Origin of the sequence: Bradyrhizobium sp. CIAT3101, from assembly GCF_029714945.1 — a bacterium.
Classification (GTDB): domain Bacteria; phylum Pseudomonadota; class Alphaproteobacteria; order Rhizobiales; family Xanthobacteraceae; genus Bradyrhizobium.
Window position 1 is genome coordinate 5,544,768 of sequence record NZ_CP121634.1, and the last position, 20,464, is coordinate 5,565,231.

Annotated in this window: 22 protein-coding genes; 17 read left to right on the forward strand and 5 right to left on the reverse strand. The window is 64.7% G+C overall.

Annotated features, from left to right (window positions below; all coding sequences use genetic code 11):
- Positions 1-268 precede the first annotated feature (268 nt).
- Both adh and QA645_RS26370 read left to right on the forward strand, forming a co-directional pair.
- Positions 269-1,789 carry an aldehyde dehydrogenase gene (adh, locus tag QA645_RS26365; protein ID WP_254193148.1) on the forward strand — a complete coding sequence of 507 codons (1,521 nt, stop codon included), beginning with the start codon at positions 269-271 and terminating at the stop codon, positions 1,787-1,789.
- A 69-nt stretch (positions 1,790-1,858) separates the two neighbouring features.
- Positions 1,859-2,239: a DUF779 domain-containing protein gene (locus QA645_RS26370; RefSeq protein WP_283044455.1), complete on the forward strand. Its 381-nt coding sequence runs from the start codon at positions 1,859-1,861 to the stop codon at positions 2,237-2,239.
- A 1-nt stretch (position 2,240) separates the two neighbouring features.
- Here QA645_RS26370 and QA645_RS26375 read toward each other — a convergent pair whose 3' ends face one another.
- Positions 2,241-2,504 carry a hypothetical protein gene (locus QA645_RS26375; RefSeq protein ID WP_254130684.1) on the reverse strand — a complete coding sequence of 88 codons (264 nt, stop codon included), beginning with the start codon at positions 2,502-2,504 and terminating at the stop codon, positions 2,241-2,243.
- Positions 2,505-2,695: 191 nt separating this feature from the next.
- The gene (locus QA645_RS26380; protein ID WP_283053341.1) at positions 2,696-4,180 is read right to left on the reverse strand and encodes an aldehyde dehydrogenase family protein; all 1,485 of its coding nucleotides are present in this window, start codon (positions 4,178-4,180) and stop codon (positions 2,696-2,698) included.
- A 112-nt stretch (positions 4,181-4,292) separates the two neighbouring features.
- On the opposite strand from QA645_RS26380, the gene QA645_RS26385 reads away from it, so the two are divergent.
- The 4 genes from QA645_RS26385 to QA645_RS26400 all read left to right on the forward strand — a co-directional run bounded on the left by QA645_RS26385 (position 4,293) and on the right by QA645_RS26400 (position 8,491).
- Positions 4,293-5,375 carry a substrate-binding domain-containing protein gene (locus QA645_RS26385; protein ID WP_283044456.1) on the forward strand — a complete coding sequence of 361 codons (1,083 nt, stop codon included), beginning with the start codon at positions 4,293-4,295 and terminating at the stop codon, positions 5,373-5,375.
- A gap of 126 nt (positions 5,376-5,501) precedes the next feature.
- Positions 5,502-6,248 (forward strand): glutamine amidotransferase, encoded by a 747-nt coding sequence (locus tag QA645_RS26390; protein WP_283044457.1) that lies wholly within the window; start codon positions 5,502-5,504, stop codon positions 6,246-6,248.
- Positions 6,249-6,254: 6 nt separating this feature from the next.
- Positions 6,255-7,682 (forward strand): NAD-dependent succinate-semialdehyde dehydrogenase, encoded by a 1,428-nt coding sequence (locus QA645_RS26395; RefSeq protein WP_283044458.1) that lies wholly within the window; start codon positions 6,255-6,257, stop codon positions 7,680-7,682.
- A gap of 8 nt (positions 7,683-7,690) precedes the next feature.
- Entirely contained in the window at positions 7,691-8,491 is an 801-nt protein-coding gene (locus QA645_RS26400) for a class I SAM-dependent methyltransferase (protein WP_283044459.1), read from the forward strand.
- A gap of 14 nt (positions 8,492-8,505) precedes the next feature.
- On the opposite strand, the gene QA645_RS26405 is transcribed toward QA645_RS26400, so the two are convergent.
- Positions 8,506-9,279: a LuxR C-terminal-related transcriptional regulator gene (locus QA645_RS26405; RefSeq protein ID WP_283044460.1), complete on the reverse strand. Its 774-nt coding sequence runs from the start codon at positions 9,277-9,279 to the stop codon at positions 8,506-8,508.
- Positions 9,280-9,694: 415 nt separating this feature from the next.
- Between QA645_RS26405 and QA645_RS26410 the strand changes: the two genes are divergently transcribed.
- The 7 genes from QA645_RS26410 (at position 9,695) to QA645_RS26440 (ending at position 15,287) form a co-directional block, all read left to right on the forward strand.
- Positions 9,695-10,927: an acyl-CoA dehydrogenase family protein gene (locus QA645_RS26410; RefSeq protein WP_283044461.1), complete on the forward strand. Its 1,233-nt coding sequence runs from the start codon at positions 9,695-9,697 to the stop codon at positions 10,925-10,927.
- A 26-nt stretch (positions 10,928-10,953) separates the two neighbouring features.
- Complete coding sequence (locus tag QA645_RS26415) at positions 10,954-11,502, forward strand: NAD(P)H-dependent oxidoreductase (RefSeq protein ID WP_283044462.1); 549 nt, start codon at positions 10,954-10,956, stop codon at positions 11,500-11,502.
- A 42-nt stretch (positions 11,503-11,544) separates the two neighbouring features.
- Positions 11,545-12,345 (forward strand): alpha/beta hydrolase, encoded by an 801-nt coding sequence (locus tag QA645_RS26420; RefSeq protein ID WP_283044463.1) that lies wholly within the window; start codon positions 11,545-11,547, stop codon positions 12,343-12,345.
- A 26-nt stretch (positions 12,346-12,371) separates the two neighbouring features.
- Positions 12,372-12,815 (forward strand): cupin domain-containing protein, encoded by a 444-nt coding sequence (locus QA645_RS26425; RefSeq protein WP_283044464.1) that lies wholly within the window; start codon positions 12,372-12,374, stop codon positions 12,813-12,815.
- Between the two features lie 43 nt (positions 12,816-12,858).
- Positions 12,859-14,145, forward strand: coding sequence for an MFS transporter (locus tag QA645_RS26430; RefSeq protein WP_283044465.1), 1,287 nt, complete (start codon positions 12,859-12,861; stop codon positions 14,143-14,145).
- 140 nt (positions 14,146-14,285) lie between these two features.
- Positions 14,286-14,660, forward strand: coding sequence for a winged helix-turn-helix domain-containing protein (locus QA645_RS26435; RefSeq protein ID WP_148771320.1), 375 nt, complete (start codon positions 14,286-14,288; stop codon positions 14,658-14,660).
- Positions 14,661-14,681: 21 nt separating this feature from the next.
- Entirely contained in the window at positions 14,682-15,287 is a 606-nt protein-coding gene (locus QA645_RS26440; protein ID WP_283044466.1) for a glutathione S-transferase family protein, read from the forward strand.
- Here the strand turns inward: QA645_RS26440 and QA645_RS26445 are convergent.
- Complete coding sequence (locus QA645_RS26445) at positions 15,284-15,661, reverse strand: hypothetical protein (protein WP_254130673.1); 378 nt, start codon at positions 15,659-15,661, stop codon at positions 15,284-15,286. The two genes, QA645_RS26440 and QA645_RS26445, sit on opposite strands and share 4 nt — an antisense overlap.
- 180 nt (positions 15,662-15,841) lie before the next feature.
- Between QA645_RS26445 and QA645_RS26450 the strand changes: the two genes are divergently transcribed.
- From QA645_RS26450 to QA645_RS26460, 3 genes are all read left to right on the forward strand, one after another.
- Positions 15,842-17,251, forward strand: coding sequence for an aldehyde dehydrogenase family protein (locus tag QA645_RS26450; RefSeq protein ID WP_254130672.1), 1,410 nt, complete (start codon positions 15,842-15,844; stop codon positions 17,249-17,251).
- Between the two features lie 71 nt (positions 17,252-17,322).
- The gene (locus QA645_RS26455; RefSeq protein WP_283044467.1) at positions 17,323-17,883 is read left to right on the forward strand and encodes a DUF2478 domain-containing protein; all 561 of its coding nucleotides are present in this window, start codon (positions 17,323-17,325) and stop codon (positions 17,881-17,883) included.
- A gap of 86 nt (positions 17,884-17,969) precedes the next feature.
- A complete protein-coding gene (locus QA645_RS26460) occupies positions 17,970-18,755 on the forward strand; it encodes an aspartate/glutamate racemase family protein (protein WP_283044468.1) in 786 nt (261 codons plus the stop codon).
- A gap of 22 nt (positions 18,756-18,777) precedes the next feature.
- Here QA645_RS26460 and QA645_RS26465 read toward each other — a convergent pair whose 3' ends face one another.
- A complete protein-coding gene (locus tag QA645_RS26465; protein WP_283053342.1) occupies positions 18,778-19,332 on the reverse strand; it encodes a hypothetical protein in 555 nt (184 codons plus the stop codon).
- Positions 19,333-19,492: 160 nt separating this feature from the next.
- Between QA645_RS26465 and QA645_RS26470 the strand changes: the two genes are divergently transcribed.
- The gene (locus QA645_RS26470; RefSeq protein ID WP_283044469.1) at positions 19,493-20,431 is read left to right on the forward strand and encodes a LysR family transcriptional regulator; all 939 of its coding nucleotides are present in this window, start codon (positions 19,493-19,495) and stop codon (positions 20,429-20,431) included.
- The last annotated feature ends 33 nt before the right edge of the window (positions 20,432-20,464 follow it).

The window sequence follows — 20,464 nt, forward strand, 5'->3', positions numbered from 1 at the left end:
GCAGCAAATCGCGCTGCGCGTTCATACCGCGCGACAGCACGCCATATTTGATCGGATATAGCGTTGACGAACCATTCGGTCCGGCGCAGACTTCGCGTGGTTTCGCCGGGATGATCTGACATCTCCCCTCGTTGCCGGAGCGGCGAACGCTCCGGATTGGCTTGTTTTGCGCTGCGTGCTCCGCCGCAATCGGAGCGCCTGTTCGACGACGCGCGAGACCGCAAGATCCAAGGCGCAAAGACGCCGATCAATCCACGGAGGAAATGCCATGTTCCAGCAAGCGCTCGACCAGGTTTCGAAAACGCTCCTCATCCGCGAACGCTACGACAATTTCATCGGCGGCAAATGGGTCGCTCCGGTGGAAGGCAAGTACTTTGACAATCCGAGCCCGATCACCGGCAAGAAGCTCTGCTCGGTGCCCCGCTCCACCGCCGCCGACATCGAGCTGGCACTCGACGCCGCGCACAAGGCGAAGGAATCCTGGGGCAAGACCTCGGTGCAGGAGCGTTCGCGCATCCTGAACAAGATCGCCGACAAGCTGGAGTCAAATCTCGACCTGCTGGCGCTGATCGAGACGTTCGACAACGGCAAGCCGATCCGCGAGACCACCCATGCCGACATGCCGCTGGTCGTCGACCACTGGCGCTATTTCGCCAGCGTCGTGCGCGCGCAGGAAGGCGGCATCTCCGAGATCGACCACGACACCGTCGCCTATCACTATCACGAGCCGCTCGGCGTCGTCGGCCAGATCATTCCCTGGAACTTCCCGATCCTGATGGCGACCTGGAAGCTCGCCCCTGCCCTTGCCGCCGGCAATTGCGTGGTGCTGAAGCCCGCCGAACAGACCCCGCTCGGCATCCTCGCCGTGATGGAGCTGATCGCGGACATCCTGCCGCCCGGCGTCATCAACGTCGTCAACGGGTTCGGCATCGAGGCCGGCAAGCCGCTGGCGCAGAACAAGCGGATCGCCAAGATCGCCTTCACCGGCGAGACCACGACGGGCCGCATGATCATGCAATACGCGTCCGACAATCTGATTCCGGTGACGCTGGAGCTCGGCGGCAAGTCGCCGAACATCTTCTTCGCCGACGTCGCCGAGACCGACGACGATTTCCTCGACAAGGCGCTGGAGGGCTTTGCGATGTTCGCCCTCAACCAGGGCGAGGTCTGCACCTGTCCGAGCCGCGTGCTGGTGCAGGAATCGATCTACGACAAGTTCATGGAGAAGGCGGTCGCGCGGACCAAGAAGATCAAGCAGGGCCACCCGCTCGACGCTTCGACCATGATCGGCGCGCAAGCCTCGAACGACCAGCTCGAGAAGATCCTGTCCTATCTCGATATTGGCAAGCAGGAAGGCGCAAAAGTATTGACCGGCGGCAAGCGGGCCAAAATGGAGGGTGAGCTCGCCGAAGGCTATTACGTCGAGCCCACGATTTTCGAGGGCAACAACAAGATGCGCATCTTCCAGGAGGAGATCTTCGGACCGGTCGTGTCGGTCACGAAGTTCAAGAACGAGGAGGACGCGCTCGCGATCGCCAACGACACACTCTATGGCCTCGGCGCCGGCGTATGGACCCGCAATGGCAACCGCGCCTATCGGTTCGGCCGCGCCATCCAGGCCGGCCGCGTCTGGACCAATTGCTACCACGCCTACCCCGCGCATGCGGCGTTCGGCGGTTACAAGCAGTCAGGCATCGGGCGTGAGACCCACAAGATGATGCTGGACCACTACCAGCAGACCAAGAACGTCCTGGTCAGCTACTCGACCAAGGCCCTCGGCTTCTTCTGATTGTTCGCCGCCTGGCTCAGGTGCGGTTCATCGCACCTGAGCCACTTTTTCGTCGATAGGATTCGCACCATGGTCAATCGGGTCGAGATCACGCCGAAGGCGGCCGAGATCGTCGCGCGCCTCAAGACCCAGCACGGCGCATTGATGTTTCACCAGTCCGGCGGCTGCTGCGACGGCTCGGCCCCGATGTGCTATCCTGTCGGGGATTTCCGCGTCGGCCCCCAGGACGTGCTGCTCGGCAAGATCGCCGATTGCGAGTTCTATATCGGTGCCGCCCAGTTCGAATATTGGCAGCACACCCAGCTCATCATCGACGTCGTGCCCGGCCGCGGCTCCGGCTTTTCGGCCGAGGCGCCGGAGGGCGTGCGGTTTCTCACCCGCAGCCGCGTCTTCACTGACGAGGAAGTGGCGGAGTTGGCAGCCGCTGGGCCACCGGCGCGGGCGGCGTGAACTATCGAATGATTGTCGTCAGCGACGAGTAGCGCTTGTTCGGCTTGGCCTCGGCCGCCGAGAACTGCGCGAAGGCTTCGCTGACGCGGGTCGCCGGCGGCGTATCGCTGGCGAAGCGGAACTCCTTCGGCTTCGGCGCGTAGAAGCTGGCGCTGTAATAGGAATCGTCGAAGCGCGTCTCGCCGACGCCGAACAATGCGTCGCAGACGAACAGGAGTGCGTAGACTCCCGCAATCGCCGCGACGATCTCCTTGAAAATTGACATGCGAAATGCCCCAACCTTTTGCGGTGAGGATGCATGCCGGTTCCAAAGCCGAGGTTTAAGACCACGGCCTTCTTGTCCGCAGGGTTTGCCGCCCGTGATCGGGTTGCAGACAATTTTATCGATCTCCAAAAAAGAGAGCCCGCCTGATCGGGGGGATCAGGCGGGCTCCAGGATTGGCCGCTCGGGAGGTATCAGACGGCCAAATTCATCCAGACGGCCTTGGGCTCGGTGAAATTGTCGAGCGCTGCGGTGCCGTGCTCGCGGCCGAGGCCGGAGTCGCGCTCGCCGCCCCAGGGCAAGCGCACGTCGGTGTAGCCATAGGTATTCATCCAGACCGTGCCGGCGCGTGCCCGCTTGGCAAAACGCTGCAGCTTGCCGACATCGCGGCTCCAGACGCCCGCGGCGAGGCTGTAGGCCGTGCCGTTAGCGATCCGTAAAGCATCAGCCTCGTCCTTGAACTTGATGACGCTGACGACGGGGCCGAAGATTTCCTCTTGCGAGATCCGCATCTCGTGCGCGACATCGGCGAACACCGCGGGGCTGATGAAATAGCCGCGCTCGCCGACCTTCTCACCGCCGGTGACGAGCCTCGCGCCTTCCCTCTGGCCGATATCGACATAGTCGAGGATCGACTTCATCTGCTTCTCGGAGATGACCGGCCCGAGCGCCGTCTTGCGGTCGAGCGGGTCGCCCATTTTGATCGACTTCGCACGCGCGGCGAGGCGTTCGACGACTTCGTCATACGCCTTCTCCTGCACCAGCACGCGGGAGCCGGCCGAGCAGACCTGGCCGGCATTGAAGAAGATGCCGGAGGCCGCAGCCTTCGACGCCGCTTCGAGATCGGCATCGTCGAAAATCACGTTGGCCGACTTGCCGCCGAGCTCGAGCGAGACGCGCTTGAAGTTGCTGGCCGCGCCCTTCATGATTCCGCGGCCCACGCCGGGCGAGCCGGTGAAGGTGACCTTGTCGACATCCGCGTGATTGACCAGCGCGTCACCGACGACGCGACCGGGACCGGTGACGACGTTGAAGACGCCCGCCGGCAAACCCGCTTCGAGCGCGAGCTCCGCGATACGCAGCGCCGACAGCGAGGTCAGCTCGGCCGGCTTCATCACGATGGTGCAGCCGCAGGCCAGCGCCGGTGCCAACTTCCACATGCCGATCATCAGCGGGAAATTCCAGGGAACGATCGCCGCGACCACGCCGACCGGCTCGCGCATGGTGTAGGTCAGGGCATCGTCGCGCACCGGCACGACATCGCCGCTGATCTTGTCGGCCCAGCCAGCGTAGTAGGTCAGCGTGTCGACGGCGGCCGGGAAATCCTGGCGCATCGTCGCCGAGATCGGCTTGCCGGCATCGATCGATTCGAGCTCGATGATCTCGTCGGCGTTGCGCTTGAGCAGGTCGGCCCAGCGCATCAGGATCTGGCCACGCTCGGAGGCACGCATGGTGCGCCACGGGCCTTCGAACGCCCGGCGCGCAGCCGCCACCGCGATCTCGACATCGGCCTCGCCGCCCTCGGCGATGGTGGCGATGACCTGCCCGGTGGCGGGATTGAGGGATTTGAAGGTGCGGCCGGAGCTCGCGGGCACGCGGCGGCCGTCGATGAGCAGATGCTGCGGCCGGGCCATGAACTCGGTGGCCGGCGAGTGCGCAAAGTCATATGCAACAGACATCATATTTCCTCCTGTTCTGGTATACCAGATTAGGCGCCCATTGGCTGGAGTAAATATGATATGAAGTGCAATTGGACACCCAATATATGAAGTCTATTTCATAAGGAAAGCGATGCTTCAGATCGAGATCGAGGCCGTCTGGCGGTTTCGCCACGAGGGCAGCCCACGCACCGCCGTCGTCATGCTGGGCGTGCTCAACGAGATCCGGAAGACCGGGAAGATCACGAGCGCAGCCAGCGACGCACAGCTGTCCTACCGGCACGTCTGGAATCTGATCGAGCAATGGTCGGAGTTCTTCGGAACGCCTCTCGTCGAAACCCAGCGCGGCAAGGGCTCGAAGCTCACGCCATTCGGCGAGCGGCTGGTGTGGGCCGGCGAGCGCATGCAAGCGCGGCTCGGGCCGCAGCTTGAAAACCTGGCGCAGGAGCTGGCGAGCGAGATCAAGCCATTCCTCGAGCAGCGGCCCTCCGTGATCCGCGTCCATGCGAGCCACGGCTTTGCAGTTGCAAAGCTGCGCGAGTTCCTCGACCGGGAGCCCGGCATCGGCGTCGACCTGCGCTATGTCAGCAACCAGCATTCGCTGGTCTCGCTGGCGCAGGGCGCTTGCGATCTCTCCGGCCTGCATCTGCCGCGCGGCGAGCTGCGCGCCCAGGGCATCAACGCGGCCCGCGAATGGCTCGATCCGCGCGAGGACCGCGTCATCAATTTCGTCACGCGCGAGATGGGGCTGATGGTCGCGCGCGGCAATCCGCTACGGATCGCCTCGCTGCGCGATTTGACCGGACCGAAGGTGCGCTTCGTCAACCGCGATCACGATTCCGGCACACGTCTCCTATTCGACCGCCTGCTCGCCGTGCAAGGGATCGACCAGGGCAGGATCAACGGCGCGCAGCAGATCGAGTTCACCCATGCGGCGGTCGCAGCCTACGTCGCCAGCGGCATGGCCGATGTGACCTTCGGCGTCGAGGCCGCCGCCCGCCAGTTCGGTCTCGATTTCATCCGGGTTCTCACCGAAGACTATTTCTTCGTCTGCAAACGCGCCTTCCTGGAGACGGAGCCGATGCGACGCATCCTCGACATCATCCGCAGTCACGATTTCCAGGCGGCGGTCGCTGCCCTGCCCGGTTACACCCTGTCCGATACGGGCGAGGTCTCCGGCGTAAAAGCCTTCCTGGAGATGCACTCCGCACGCTGATGCCGCATGCAGGGCATGTCTGCGGCGGATCCGGCCCGGAACCGTCTGGACGAGCCCTGACATACGTTATATCAATTCGAATATAGCGGATGCCGTCGAAAGACCCAGCACAACAAGGTTTTGTGGATGTTCCAACGCCGCCGATCTGCCGTCGCGCTCCGTCATGTGGCCTTCGAGGATCTCGGCCTGCTTGCACCGATCATGGAACGCGAGGGCTGGAACGTCTCGTTCTGCGAAGCGCCGGTCGACGATCTCAGCCACCCCTCGATCGGGGATGCGGACCTCCTGATCGTGCTCGGCGGCCCGATCGGCGTCTACGAGACCGACAGCTATCCGTTTCTCACAAGGGAAATTGACCTGCTGGAGCGCCGCCTTGCCCAAGGCCTGCCGACGCTCGGCATTTGCCTCGGCGCACAGCTGATGGCGAAGGCGCTCGGGGCCCGCGTCCATGCCGGTCATGTGAAGGAGATCGGCTGGGGATCGCTGACATTATCGGACACCGGCCGCGCCTCCTGCCTGACGCCGCTGGCGGAGGGCACACCGGTTCTGCACTGGCACGGCGACACCTTCGATCTTCCCGATCATGCAGCGAGACTCGCCTCGAACGAAAACTACGAGAACCAGGCGTTCGAGTTCGGAAACAATGCGCTCGCACTGCAGTTTCACCTCGAAGCCGATCCACGGCAGCTCGAGGAATGGTACGTCGGCCATGCCGTCGAGCTCGCCTCCGCGAGGATTTCGGTGCCGGAGCTTCGGGCAAGGACGGCAGAATATTCAACGATCGTCGCACAACAGGCCGATCGCATCTTCACGAGTTGGTTGAACCAGCTCGCGCACAAGGACGCTGCAAGCAGAACCGCACAAGCAAGGTAAAGAACAATGGCGGAATATCCCCTGATCGAACTCTACATCGATGGACAATGGAAGCGCGCAAGCGGCCAGCCGATCATCAATCCCGCCGATGAAAGCGTGCTCGGCACCGTCCCGACCGCGACCAGAGCCGACCTCGACGACGCGCTCGCCGCCGCCGAGAAAGGCTTCAAGATCTGGCGCAACACCGCGCCGGCGAAACGCGCGCAGATCATCCTGAAGGCCGCCGCCCTCATCCGCGAGCGCGTCGATGTGATGGCCGCCGCGATGACGCTCGAACAGGGCAAGCCGATCGAGCAGGCAAGGCTCGAAATCCTGCGTGGCTGCGACATCATCGAGTGGGATGCGACCGAAGGCCTGCGGCTCTACGGCCGCATCATCCCCAGTGAGCCCGGCATGCGCCACACCGTGCTGCGCCAGCCGATCGGCCCGGTCGCTGCGTTCTCGCCGTGGAATTTCCCGATGAGCTCGCCGGCCCGAAAGGTCGCCGGCGCCCTCTCCGCCGGCTGCTCGATCATCCTGAAGGCCTCGGAGGAAACCCCGGCCGGCGCATTCCAGCTGGTGCGCGCCTTCCATGATGCGGGCCTGCCCCCCGGTGTGCTCAACCTGGTGTTCGGCAATCCCGCGGAAATCTCCGACTACCTCATCCCGCAGTCGCGTATCCGCCTCGTCACTTTCACCGGCTCGATCCCCGTCGGCAAGCATCTCGCCGAGATGGCCGGCCGGCACATGAAGCCCGCGATCATGGAGCTCGGCGGCCACGCACCGGTGATCGTCTGCGACGACGTCGACCCGGCCGCGACTGCGGCTGCGTCCGTGATCGGCAAGTCGCGCAACGCCGGCCAGGTCTGCGTCTCGCCGACGCGCTTCTTCGTGCAGGAAAAGATCTACGAGCAGTTCGCGCAATCCTTTGCAGAGCGCGCCAGCCAGCTCAAGGTCGGCAACGGCCTCGATCCTTCGACGCAGCTCGGGCCGCTCGCCAATGCGCGCCGCATCGACGCGATGGAGACGCTGGTCAGCGATGCCAGGGACAAGGGCGCGCGCGTGCTCGCCGGCGGGCAGCGCATCGGCAATCGCGGCTATTTCTTCCCGCTCACGGTGATCGCCGACCTGCCCGACGATGCCCGCGCCATGAACGAGGAGCCGTTCGGGCCGCTTGCACTGGTCAATCCGGTGAAGACGCTGGACGAGGCGATCGAAAAGGCCAACGCCCTTCCCTATGGTCTTGCCGCCTACGCCTTCACGAAGTCGGCCGGCAATGCCGAACGCCTCGCCGAAAGCGTTGAGGTCGGCAACCTCTCCATCAACCATTTCGTCGCCTCGGTCGCGGAGACCCCGTTCGGCGGCGTCAAGGACAGCGGCTACGGCCGCGAGGGTGGCACCGAGGGCCTGCAGTGCTACACCGTCGTCAAGAACGTGTCGCACAAGACGTTGTAGGAGACCTCATGCAGGACAACGCACTACAAGACAACGCGCCACGCCACCGGGACGGCAGCGCAGGCGACGCCAATTACGGCACGATCGGCCAGGGCTACGCGAATTTTCGCAAACCCGATCCGCGCATCGCGGAGATGATCGATGCCGCGCTCGGCGAGGCCGGCACGATCCTCAATGTCGGCGCGGGCGCGGGCTCCTACGAGCCGGTCGGCCGCACCGTCACCCCGGTCGAGCCGTCGCAATCGATGCGGGCGCAGCGGCCGGCGCATCTGCCCGCTGCGATCGATGCGGTCGCGGAAAAGCTTCCCTTCGAGGACGCGACGTTCGCTGCGGCGATGTCGACCTTCTCGGTGCATCAGTGGAAGAACCTCAACGCGGGCCTGCGCGAGATGCGACGGGTGACGCGCGGTCCGATCGCGATCATGACCTGCGATCCGGACGAACTCGATCGCTTCTGGCTCAACGCCTATTGCCCGGAGGTCATCGCGGTCGAGGCCGTGCGCTATCCGGGGATCAAGGACATCGCAACGGCTCTCGGCGGCACGACGGACGTCGTGCCCGTGCCGATCCCGCTCGACTGCACCGATGGTTTCAATGAGGCCTATTACGGCCGGCCCGAGATGCTGCTGGATCCGGCCGCACGGCTCGCCTGCTCGGCCTGGAGCTTTATCGCCGATGATGTCGTCCGGCGTTTCGAACAGCGGCTCAGCAGCGATCTCGCCGCCGGCCGCTGGGATGCGCGGCACGGATCCTATCGGCAGCAGCCGACTTTCGCTGGCTCGCTCAAGCTGATCGTCAACCACGTCTGACCCGGCGCGACAGGTTATTGCCGCACGCCCGGGCTCAGCAGGCAGGCCGCGAGCTCGGTGCGATTGTGCACGCCGAAACGTCGGCACAAATTGGCGACGTGCTCCTTCACCGTCTGGTCGGAAATTCCCATCTCGCGGGCGATTTCCTTGTTGGTCTGGCCGCGGCAGACCCGGATGGCGACGTCCGCAGACCTTGGCGGGAGCGAGAGCGTCGCGGCCGGCTCACGAACCCGGGTCGCGGCACGATGGGCGTCGATCGCGCCCGCGTTGGTCATGTTGGTCAAAGCCAGCGAGCCGGCCCGGCACAGCATCTCCATGCGCTGCCGTGACCGCATCGTGTAAGGCGCGTCCGTGTCGGTCGTCGCGGTAAACAGCACGCCGACGATCTTCTGCCCGCACCACAATGGCCCGCCCATGTTGTATGCGAATCCCCACTCGTGCAGCATCTCGAACGACGGACTGTGCCGCCATTGCTGTGGACCGATCACCGTTTCGCCGTCGACCGCGCGGCCTCGGGTCATGATGCAGTCAAGCACGGGGTCATGCTTCCAGAAGCCGGCCCTGTAATTGTCGAGCAGACCTTCCGCGACGTGCTGGCTGTAGACCAGTTCCGGCTCGAGCCCGTCGAGCAAATAGAGGCCGACGGTCGGCGACCCCGTCATTTCCGTGATCGCCGAGCAGCAGGCGACGCCAAGCGCACGCACCGAGCAGCTCTCGGCGATGGACATCAGCCGATCTGCGAGCTGGCGCTCGGGCAGACCATCCAAATGCTCCTGCTCGGCTCTCACCGCCACTCCTCGCGAACGCGACGTGCCCCGGACACACGCATGTCATTGCCGATTATTATAGGCTTAAAATTTCTGCCTTGCCTGATCTTTGGTCAAGCGAAAAGAAGCGGCAACGCGCTGCTCTCCCGGCCCAGCTTTGCGGCAGAGCACAATGGCCCATCCCCCCATGATGGGGGATTGCTGGCTTGGCCGCCTCGTCTCTAGCATCCTGGCCATCGGGATCGCGTCACGACACGCGGTTCCGGTGGGGACATCTCGACAGCAACGCGAGCCGATCGTCGCGCGCCAACTGACATTGGCGCGTGCAGGCGAAGTGTTGCCTGCGACTGTCCCGTCCGACCCAGATCTTCGCGCACGGCAGCCCTGCGCGAAGCACCAACAGACCGACTGACAGACCGACCTGGAGACACCGATCATGAGCCCTTCCGTGCAACTCGCAGTCAAACCTTCCGCGACCCCGACGGTGGCTGAGTTCCATGCGCGCCTCGACGCGCTGCTGCCGCTGGTCGAATCCAGAGCCGCGGAGGCCGACGCACAGGGCTATCTGACTGACGACGTCGTGGCCGCGCTGCGCAAGGCCGGCATCTACACCATGCTATTCCCCCGAGAGGTCGGCGGCGCCGAGCTTCTGCCTTACGACGCCATGACCGTGATCGAGCGGCTTGCCTACGCACATGCCTCGGCCGGCTGGTGCGTCATCGGCAACAACATGGAAGGCACGACGCTCGCCATCTACATCGAGGACGAAGGCATCAAGAAGGTCTTCGCGGGCGGGCCCGACATCACGATTGCCGGCAACGGCGTGCCGCGCGGCTTCGCCCGGCCGGTCGACGGCGGCTACATGATCCGCGGCAACTGGGCGTATGGCAGCGGCATTCAGCACGCCGAGTGGGTGCATTCCGGCTGCTTCGTCACCGACGCCTCCGGCAAGGACATGATCTTCGGCCCCAACGGCCAGCCCAAGATCGTGGTCACACACCATCCGCGCGCGACCATCAAGCTGATGGGCAATTGGGACGTGCTCGGCCTGCGCGCGACCGGAAGCTTCGACTACACCTTGAGCGAGGGCGACGAGCTGTTCGTACCCACGCACATGACCTACGATTTCGACATTGGCGCGCCGCGCCGGGGTGGCGTGCAGGGTGCGCTGGGACTGGCGGGCTACAGCGCCTGGGCACATTCCGCGTGGGCCGTCGGCGTTGGCCGCCGCATGCTCGACGAGCTCGTCAAGGTGATCGTCCAGCGCCAGGATCCATTCGGCAAGTCGTGTGACAGCGCGAGCTTCAAGTTTCAGTTCGCGCAGGCCGAAGCTCGCTTCCGCGCCGCGCGTGCGCTGGTCCACGAAACCTGGAAGGACGTCTCGGAGACTTGCGCCGGCGGTGAATCTCCCTCGCTGGACCAGATGACGATGATCAAGCTGTCGCTGCGCCACGTCCACGACGTTCTGTCCGATGTCGCGACCTTCGCACATCGCGCCGCCCGCGGTGCCTCGCTGCACAACACGCCGATGCAGCGGTTCTATCGCGACATTCATTCGGGCACGCAGCACATCCTGATGGCCGACCAGATCGTCGAAGAGTGCGGCCGCGCGCTGCTCGGCCTCCCCGGCCCTGGCGCGCAATGGACAGTGTTCGGGGTGACGGGCTGAGCAGGCGATCAGACGAGGGCGTCGAGGTGAGGACATCCCGCATCGTTGGCTTCTGCGGCAACAGTTGGCGCCCGGCGAAGTCGCGCATTCTGGTCGAAGCCGTCGCCGCCGACCTTCAGGCGCAACATGGACTGAACACCACGGTCCTCGATCTCGTCGATGCCGGCTGCGGCATCGCCGGCTTCACCCGGACCGCACTCGATGACAGCGCGCGCGCCGTCGTCGAGGCCATCGAGCAGGCCGACGGCCTCGTGATCGGGTGCCCGGTGTTCCAGGGATCCTATCCCGGATTGTTCAAGCACGTCTTCGACCTGATCGAACCCAGCGCGCTGCGCAACCGCCCGGTGCTGCTGACCGCCGTCGGCGGCGGCCTGCGCCACTCGCTGGTGGTCGAGCACCAGCTCCGCCCGCTGTTCGGCTTCTTCGAAGCCTGCACCGTTTCGACGGCGATCTACGCCAGCAGCGGCGAGATCGCGCCAGGCGAGCCGCTCGCACCAATGACGGCCGCGCGGATCGCCAACGCCGTCGAACAATTCGCCTCGCTTCTCAGCGGTCGTCAGGCGGCTGCCGCATGACCCACCAACGCCCGGCCCTTCCGACGTCAACCGGAGACAACCATGCTTGATACCCCCAGACCTTCGCCCGATCTCGCCGGCTTCTCGCGCGCGGACTATACGATCAACGGCGTGCGCACCGTCGTCCACAGCATCGGAAGCGGCCCGGCACTCGTGTTCCTGCACGGCACCGGCACCTTCACCGGCTTCGAGATGGCGCGCGTCTGGGCAAAGCGGCACACCGTCATCATCCCCTATCACGCGGGCTTCGGCGACTCCGGTGACGCCGAGACGATCGACACCGTCGAGGATCACGTCCTTCACTACATGGATCTGTTCGACAGGCTCGGCCTTAATCAATTCGACCTCGCCGGGTTCTCGCTCGGCGGATGGCTTGCCGCGGAGTTCGCGATCCGTCAGCCGCATCGGATCCGCAAGCTGGTGCTGGTTGCACCCGCCGGTCTTGTGGTCGGAAGCGCGCCTGCACCGGGATTGTTCGAGATCGCGCCGCAAGAATTGCCCGCCTATCTCGCGCACGATCCGGCCGCGGCACTCCGTTATTTCCCCAAGGCGCCCGACCCGGCTTTCGACGCCCGGCTCGGACGCGAGGTCACTGGCTTTGCCAAGCTGATCCGCAGCGAACCGCAGGGCAATCCCAAGCTCGCGCACTGGCTGCATCGGATCGCGATGCCGACGCTCGTGCTGTGGGGATCCGCCGATCGTCTGCGTCCGACCGCCCAGGCAGAGGCCTGGAAAGCAGGACTCCCCGACGCACGCGTGGTGCTGGTGCCCGCGACCGGACATCTCGTGTTCGAGGAAACGCCGTCCTCCGCACACCGCGTCACCGACTTCCTCGCCGAATGATCCCGCACACACCAAAGGACAGCACCATGATCGAGATGCCTCCGGGCGTAACCCCCGCCAAGGACGGTTTTGGCAACGTCGTCTGGAACATTCTGGGCCAGACCTACACGCTGAAGCAGCATTCCGAAGCGTCGATGGCCTGGCATGCCGTTTTTCCGGACGGCACCTTCGTGCCGCCGCACATCCATCCGACCCAGGATGAGTTCGTCTATGTGCTGAGCGGCCGCTACGACCTCTGGCTCGACGGCAAGGACTTTGTGGCCAAAGCCGGCGACCTCGTGCGCATGCCCAAGGGCGTCCCCCACGGCATCTTCAACAAATCGGGCGAAACCGCCACCAGCCTGTTCTGGGTCGCACCGACGCGGTCGCTCAAGGAGCTGTTCGAACGCATCCACAATCTCCCCGATCCGCAGGAGGTGGTGCGACGTGCCGCCGAGCACGAGGTGAATTTCCTGCCGCCGCCTGCCTGACGCTGCGCCGATTCCACCGACACGCAAACCGCGAGAACCGATGATGACCACGCTGACAACGACTTGGACGACCATCTCCGAGAGCGACCGCCGTCGGATAGCCCGGTGGCAAAAAGGCATGCTGGCGCTCGCCATCCTCTGCGAGATATTTCTAGCCGCGGACTGGTATGCCTTCGCGGCGGTACTGCCCTTCGTCTCCGAGAGCCTCAAGCTCAATCCCGCCGAGGCCGGACTTGCGCAAGGCATCTTTGCGCTGACTTACGGCATCGGCATGGTGGTGTGGTCGCCGGTCAGCCGGTCGATGACGGCGCGCAACATGCTGCTGATCGGGCTTGCGGGCACCGGAATCGGCATGGTGCTTCAGGTGTTCGTGCAGAGTTACACGCAGCTCGTGATACTCCGGCTCGTGATCGGCTTCTTTGACGCCGGCATCTTCATCGGCAATATGAAGCTGATCTTCGGCTGGTTTCCGCAAAGACGGCGCGGCTCGGTGGTCGGCATCATCCTCGCTGCCTACAGCCTCGCCATCACCATGGATTTCGCGCTCGGCATCCCCCTGACGATCGCGACCGGTTGGCGGACCTTCTTCGCCGTGCTGGCCATCGGCACGCTGCTGGTCGCAGCCATCGATGCAGTCGTCGTCCGCAACAATCCGCGCGAGCTCGGCCTCGACGGTTTCACCTGGGGCAACGAAACACCGCAGCAGCACCTGCCGCTCGGCGAGATATTCCGCTCGAAATGGATCGCGGTCGGCGGCTTCGGCATCGTGGCCTGCACCTTCGCGATCGCCGGTACCGCCACCTGGGTGGTGCCGGCCTTCATCACCGTGCAGCATATGCCCCCGGAGGCCGGCGCAATCATCGGCACCGTCATGGGGCTGTCGCAGGTGCTGTTCCTGGTGATTGGCGGCTACATGTCCGATCGGCTCGGCAAGCCTTTCATGATCAAGCTCACCGCATGTCTCGCTTTCCTGACGGCGCTGATGTTCCTGTGGAGCGTGGTCACTCCGATGTCGTTTCCGATGCTGGTGGTGTTTGCAGCGCTCAGCGGCATCGCGCTGCTCGGCGGTGGCGCGATCTTCGCCCTGCTCAGCGAAAAATACTCCGACGCGCTGGCGCCGGCCGCGATCGGATACGCCGAGGTGTTCGGCATCTTCTCGGCTTTCGTGGCGCCCTGGATGATGGGTGCCATCATCAACGCCTCCGGGGGCTCGTTCACCGGCGCCTTCATCGCCTTCGCGGTTGTCGAACTCATCATCGTGGGCCTCCTGGTGATCCTCGCCCGCGAGGACGTCAGTCAGGGTGCGGTGGTCGGAAGCCCCGCGGAGTAAGGCGCAGCCGTCTACGAGGGCACGGGTTCGCGCCCGTGCCCTCGACAAAGGTCTATCTTCTGGGAAATCCGGCGCCTTCACCTTGTCCACCGTGGGCAAGAGTGGCACTCTCTGTTTAGAGTCATTCAAGAGAGCCGGTCATGTCGCGCGCGAGCGCCAAATCCCTTCCCCAGCTGAGCCTTCGCATCGACCTCGACGGCGAGGACCGGATCGGGCCCGGCAAGATCGAGCTTCTGGAGCAGATCCGCGAGCAAGGCTCGATCTCCGGGGCCGGCCGCGCCATGGACATGTCCTACAAGCGCGCCTGGGATCTCGTCGACGAGATCAACCGGATCTGTGGACATCCCGCGGTCGAGCCGCAGGCCGGCGGCAAGAACGGCGGCGGCGCAATGCTGACTCCGTTCGGCGAAAAGCTCGTTGCGCGCTACCGCAAGATCGAGCGCGACGCCGCCCGCGCGGTGCACAAGGATCTGGAAGCGCTGAAGAGCGACATCGCCCGGTCCCGCAAGTCGTGAACCAAGGGTCGGGATCGCGCAATGCTGCTGATCGGGGTCAATCGTTCACCGTTTACGCGACGCGTTGCGATCACGCTCAATATTTACGGCGTTCCGTTTGAGCAGCACGCACTGTCCGGCTTCGGCGACCGCGCAGAGGTCAGGGCAAGTAATCCGCTCGGCCGCATTCCGGCGCTCGTTCTCGACAGCGGCGAGACGTTGATCGATAGCGACGCGATCATTGATCATCTCGATGAAGCCTACGGTGGCGACCAGCCGCTCACGCCGCGCCACGGCACCGATCGCCGCGCCGTCTTGAAGGTCGCGGCCATGATGATGGGCGCGTGCGAAAAGTGCCTTCACGCGGCCTATGAGGGCAACCACCGTCCGCCGGACAAGGTGCATCAGCCGTGGATCGACGACTGCATGGCCCAGGCTGCCAATGCGCTCAACGCGGTCGAAGCCATGATAGAGCCGAAGCAGCCGTATTTGTTGCTCGAGCGTCTCACCCAGGCCGATGTGACCGCCGTTGTCGCGGAACGGCTCGCGCGTGCACGCGGCATCGATACCGATGTTCTCATGCCCCGGCTGCGCGCACTGACGAGCAGGCTCGCCGAACAACCGCTCTTCCAGGTCAGCGAGCCCTAGTTCGGCCGCACCGACATGTCCGGCATCGGCTGCGTCAGCGCTTCGCCGAGCAGGCTCTGCTCGTCCTTGGGGATCGAGAAGCGGACCTTGAAGCCGTCCTCGGTCTGAAGCGTGATGATGCGCTGGGTCGTGTCGGTCGACTGTTCGATCGCCCAGGATGCCAGCGGATAGGCATAGCGCAGGCTCTGGTCGCCGTAGCGGGCTTTCAGGGCCGCCTCGAGCAGCCCGGGCAACGTCATGATGAGGGCACCGACCTGGTTGAGCGAGACGCTGACGGCTGCGGTACTCCCCGTCACGTCCTCGAAGCCCAGCGAGATCGCACCGCCGTCGGCCGCCACCTCGCAGGTCGTGAGCTGCCTCACCTTGATTTCCATCGCCAGTCCCGGAACGCAGTTCGCTATATCCGTCACGATATATCGATATGTCCACCCGCGTCCAGCCTGCTTTTCTGGATTTGATCGAACCGGCCGCCATGGCCCGTTCGGCCGGATCGTGATATATAGTTCGATATAGCGAGGCCCGAACGGCCCGTTCTGCAAGGGAGCGAAAAGCCTATGAGTGACTTCAATCTTCTCATCGACGGCAAAATGGTGCCCGGCGACATGACGATGCCGGTTCTCAATCCCGCGACCGAAGAGGTGGTGGCACAATGCCCTCGCGCCTCGAAGTCGCAGCTTGATACGGCCGTTGCCGCCGCGAAGGCTGCCTTCCCGGCCTGGTCCGCGACCTCGATGGAGGACCGCCGCAAGGTCGTGATGAAGATGGCCGACGTGATCGAGGCCAACTCCGGCGAGCTCGCGCGCCTGCTCACCGCCGAACAGGGCAAGCCGCTCGCGGATGCCACCGGCGAAGTGCTCGGCATGGCCGCCTTCTTCCGCTATCTCGGCTCGCTCGATCTGCCGATGAAGGTCATCGAGAATTCCGGCGACCGCAAGGTGGAAGCCTATCGCCGCCCGCTCGGCGTCGTCGGCGCCATCATCCCCTGGAACTATCCCCTCCTGATCCTCGCCTTCAAGCTGCCCTCCGCGCTCATCGCCGGCAACACCCTGATCGTGAAGCCCGCGCCGACCACGCCGCTCTCCTCCCTGCGCTTCGCCGAGCTGATCAAGGACGTCGTGCCGAAGGGCGTGCTCAACTTCATTACCGACGCCAACGATCTCGGCGGCGAGATGACCAAGCATCCCGACATCCGCAAGATCTCCTTCACCGGCTCGACGGCCACCGGCCAGAAGGTGATGGCGAGTGCTGCGCAGACGCTCAAGCGCATCACGCTCGAGCTTGGCGGCAACGACGCCGGCATCGTGCTCGACGACGTCGACCCGAAGAAGGTCGCACCCGGCATCTTCGAAGGCGCGTTCCAGAACTCCGGCCAGGTCTGCCTCGCCATCAAGCGGCTCTATGTGCATGAGTCCGTCTATGACGAGCTCTGCGACGAGCTGGTCGCGATCGCCAAGAGCACGGTCGTCGACGACGGTTCCAAGCAGGGCACCAAGCTCGGGCCGCTGCAGAACAAGATGCAGTACGAGAAGGTGAAGACGTTCCTCGAGGACGCGCACAAGAACGGCAAGGTGGTCGCCGGCGGCGCCGCGATGGACCGTCCCGGCTATTTCATCGAGCCGACCATCGTGCGCGACATCAAGGAAGGCTCGAAGCTGGTCGACGAGGAGCAGTTCGGACCGGTGCTGCCGCTGATCAAATATTCCGACAAGGATGACGTGATCCGCCGCGCCAACGCGACGACCTACGGCCTCGGCGCCTCGGTCTGGTCGTCCGACATCAAGCGCGCCCACGAGGTGGCAACGCAGCTCGAGTCCGGCACGGTCTGGATCAACAAGCATCTCGACATGGCCCCGCACATCCCGTTCGGCGGCGCCAAGCAGTCGGGCATCGGTACCGAGTTCGCCGAGGAAGGCCTCGCCGAATTCACCCAGCTCCAGATCATCAACGGCCCGCCCGCGGCCTGATCCAAAAACCGGGGGCCGCGGCGGAACCTCCGCGGCCCCTTCCTCATTTGTGATGGAAACGGAGGCGGACCATGTTCGATGCGCAATGCGACCTCGCCGCCCTCGTCTACACGCCCGATCAGGACCCCGACGCCGTCTTGCGCAGCTTCGCCGCCGATCTGATGACGCGCGGCCATCGCGTCGTCGGCATGGTGCAGGCCGGCCAATGCGCCGATTCCAGCCTCTCGGCCATCCTGCTCCACAGCGGCGAAAGGCTGCTGCTGGCGCAGGATTTCGACCCGGCCGCCCAAGGCTGCCGCCTCGATTTGGCACGGCTGCAGAATGCGGGGGCGCGGATCGCGGATGCGCTCTCGCACGGCGCCGACCTCGTCATCATCAACCGCTTCGGCAAGCGCGAGCGCGATGGCAAGGGCCTGTCCTATCTGATCGAGCGCGCGCTCGATGCCGACATCCCCGTGGTGATCGCGGTCGGCAAGGATCACTTCGCCGACTGGATCAAGTTCGCCGGCGGCATGAGCGTCAAGCTCGGTTGCGATCGCGACGCGCTGGACGCTTGGTGGCAGGCTGTCTCGACGCAGGATGCCGCACCGATGCCCGATGAGCATCCGACGGTTTGTGAAATTTTGAAGTGAAATAATCCGCAACCTGGTGTGGGTTTACATCGGCGTGTGGCTGATGCAGAGACGTCGCGTCCTCCATCAGCTCGGCGTGCTGCATCGTGAACAATGTCACCCTGAACCGGCCCATCGCGGTCTTCGATGCCGGGATCGGCAGCTACGCCATCGCGCGCAAGATCGCGGACCGGTTTCCCGGTCAGGATGTGCTCTACTTCGCCGATCGCGCCAGCTTCCCCTATGGCGGCAAGGGCCGGACCGAGCTGCTCGCCGTGATGCGACGGACGATCGAACGCCTGGAGAGTTTTGGCCCGGCAGCAATCGTGATCGCTTCCAATGCGCCTTCGGTCATGGTCCTCGACGATCTCAAGGACTGGAGCCCGACGCCGATCATCGGCGTGTTTCCACCCGTCCGGCGCGCGCTCGAGACTTCCGTCGCGAAACGGATCGCCGTGCTGGGTGTCGCGTCATTGATCTCGAGCTCTGAAATCCGCGGCTATGTCGGGCGCGAATCCGCCGGCCAAGGCAACGTCGACCTCGTCAGCGCGTCGGATCTAGTCGAGCTTGTCGAGAACGGCAAGTTTCTGACCGACCCCGAAACAACGCTGGCCGCCGTGCGCGCCAAGCTCGGCACGCTCCATCCGGACACGGATGTGGCGACGTTATCGTCCACGCATCTGCCCTGGCTATTGCGATATTTCGAGCAGGCCGGGCCGCGCCTGCGGTTTCTCGATCCGGCCGACGACGTCGTCGCGGCGGTCGGCTCGTACGCGACTCCCGGCTCCGGCACCTTCCGGACCCTGGTTTCAGAGTGCGAGGGTTATGATCTTGCGGATTTTCAGCGCATGCTCGCACGCCTCGGGCTCGATTTGACCATCGAGCGCGTCTGAGCGGCGCGATCATTGCGAGCTGCTATTCGTCCTTCAGCGCCGCGATCACCTGCTCGCCCTGTGCCGTCAGGCGATAGCTCACCAGCGGACGGCTCGATGGCGGCTTGCGGTCGGTCTCGACGATATAGCCGCGCACCATCAGCGCTTCGAAGCTGCCGTAATAACCGTACATGCTGATCTGGTTCTGCCTGAGCAGCTTGAACTCGCGCAGCAGGCGGATCTCGTTGCCCGAGAGCAGCGAACGGCGGACGCGCTGCACGAAGCTCGCGCGCTGCTCGAACCAGGCTTGATCGGGCAGCTCACGCGAAGACGGCACATTGTCGCGATCGAAGTGGTGCACCTCGACATCGGCGCGCACCGCCGGCTGCGACGGCATGCTGCTGCCGACCGCTTCCCTGGCGTCATCGAGCAACGCGATCGGCCAGCGCCGCTTGTTGTCGACCATGACCGGCGGCGGCACGATATTGTCGCGCACCAGCTGCTCGAAGCGGCCGGCGGTCACTCCGACATAGGCGGCGGCGCGGCGGCGGTCGACGAGACGGGTGTCACGCCCGTGCTCCAGCTCGCCAGCGATCATCTCGTTCACCCCAAAATCCCCAGCCGCATCGTTGCGGGCGCGTCGCTGCGCGGGCCCGGCAGGCCCGTCAGCACGCGACACTAGGGTGAAACCGGCGCTCTCAAAAGGCAGAGAATTTCGTACATGTTGCTGCCGTTTCGGCAACAGCTATAGTCTGCCCATGCGCTTTCACTCACCGTCCATCCAGTACTTCCATGCCGTCCGCCGCACCGGCTCGATCCGCGCCGCGGCACGCCTCCTGAACGTCGCCTCCTCAGCGGTCAGTCGCCAAATTCTCAAGCTTGAACAAGAGGTTGGATCACCTTTGTTCGAGCGGAATGCGCGCGGCCTGACCCTGACGACGGTCGGCGAGATGCTCGCGCGCCACGTCATGAACGTGCTTCAGGACCTCGATCGCTTCCGCTCGGACGTGGCGTCCCTGTCCGGCGCCTGGCACGGCAGCGTCAGCATCGCCTGCATCGAGTCCCTCACCGAGTCGGTACTGCCGGATCTGATCACCTCGCACCGGACCCGTGCCCGGCGCGTCAGCTTCACCACGGAAGTCATGGGATCGTCCGATGTGCTCGAAGCCCTGCGCCGGGGCGAGGCCGATATCGGCATCGCCATCGCGCTCAGGCATCCGCCCGACCTGCGGCAGGTCGCGCTGAAGCGGTTTCGCCTCGGCGCGCTCGTTGCGCGCGAGCATCCGCTGGCGCGCCGCAAGACGGTGACGCTGGAGCAATGCCTCGCCTTCCCCGTCATTCACGCGCTGCCGGAGCTGTCGATCTACCATTTGCTGCAGCCCTTGATCGCGCAGCTCTCCGAGACGCCGGAGCCGGCGATTCAAGCCAACTCGATCGACCTGATGCGCGAGCTCGCCGCGCGCGGCGTCGGTGTCGCCTTCCAGACCCAGCTCGGCATCGGCCGGCTGTCGCGCGACGCACAGCTCGTGTTCCTGCCGCTCGACAATGCGGGCAGCCCGGTATGGTCGGATCTCGGCATCTATGTCCGCGCCGAGCGCACCCTGCCCGCTTTCACGGAGTCGTTCCTGCAGGAGATCGTCCGCGAACTGGGCGAGCGCGAGCGGCGGGAGAATGCGGCCTATCCGCACATCGCGTGAGCTGCATGCGTCCCCTGCGATCACGCGCAATAG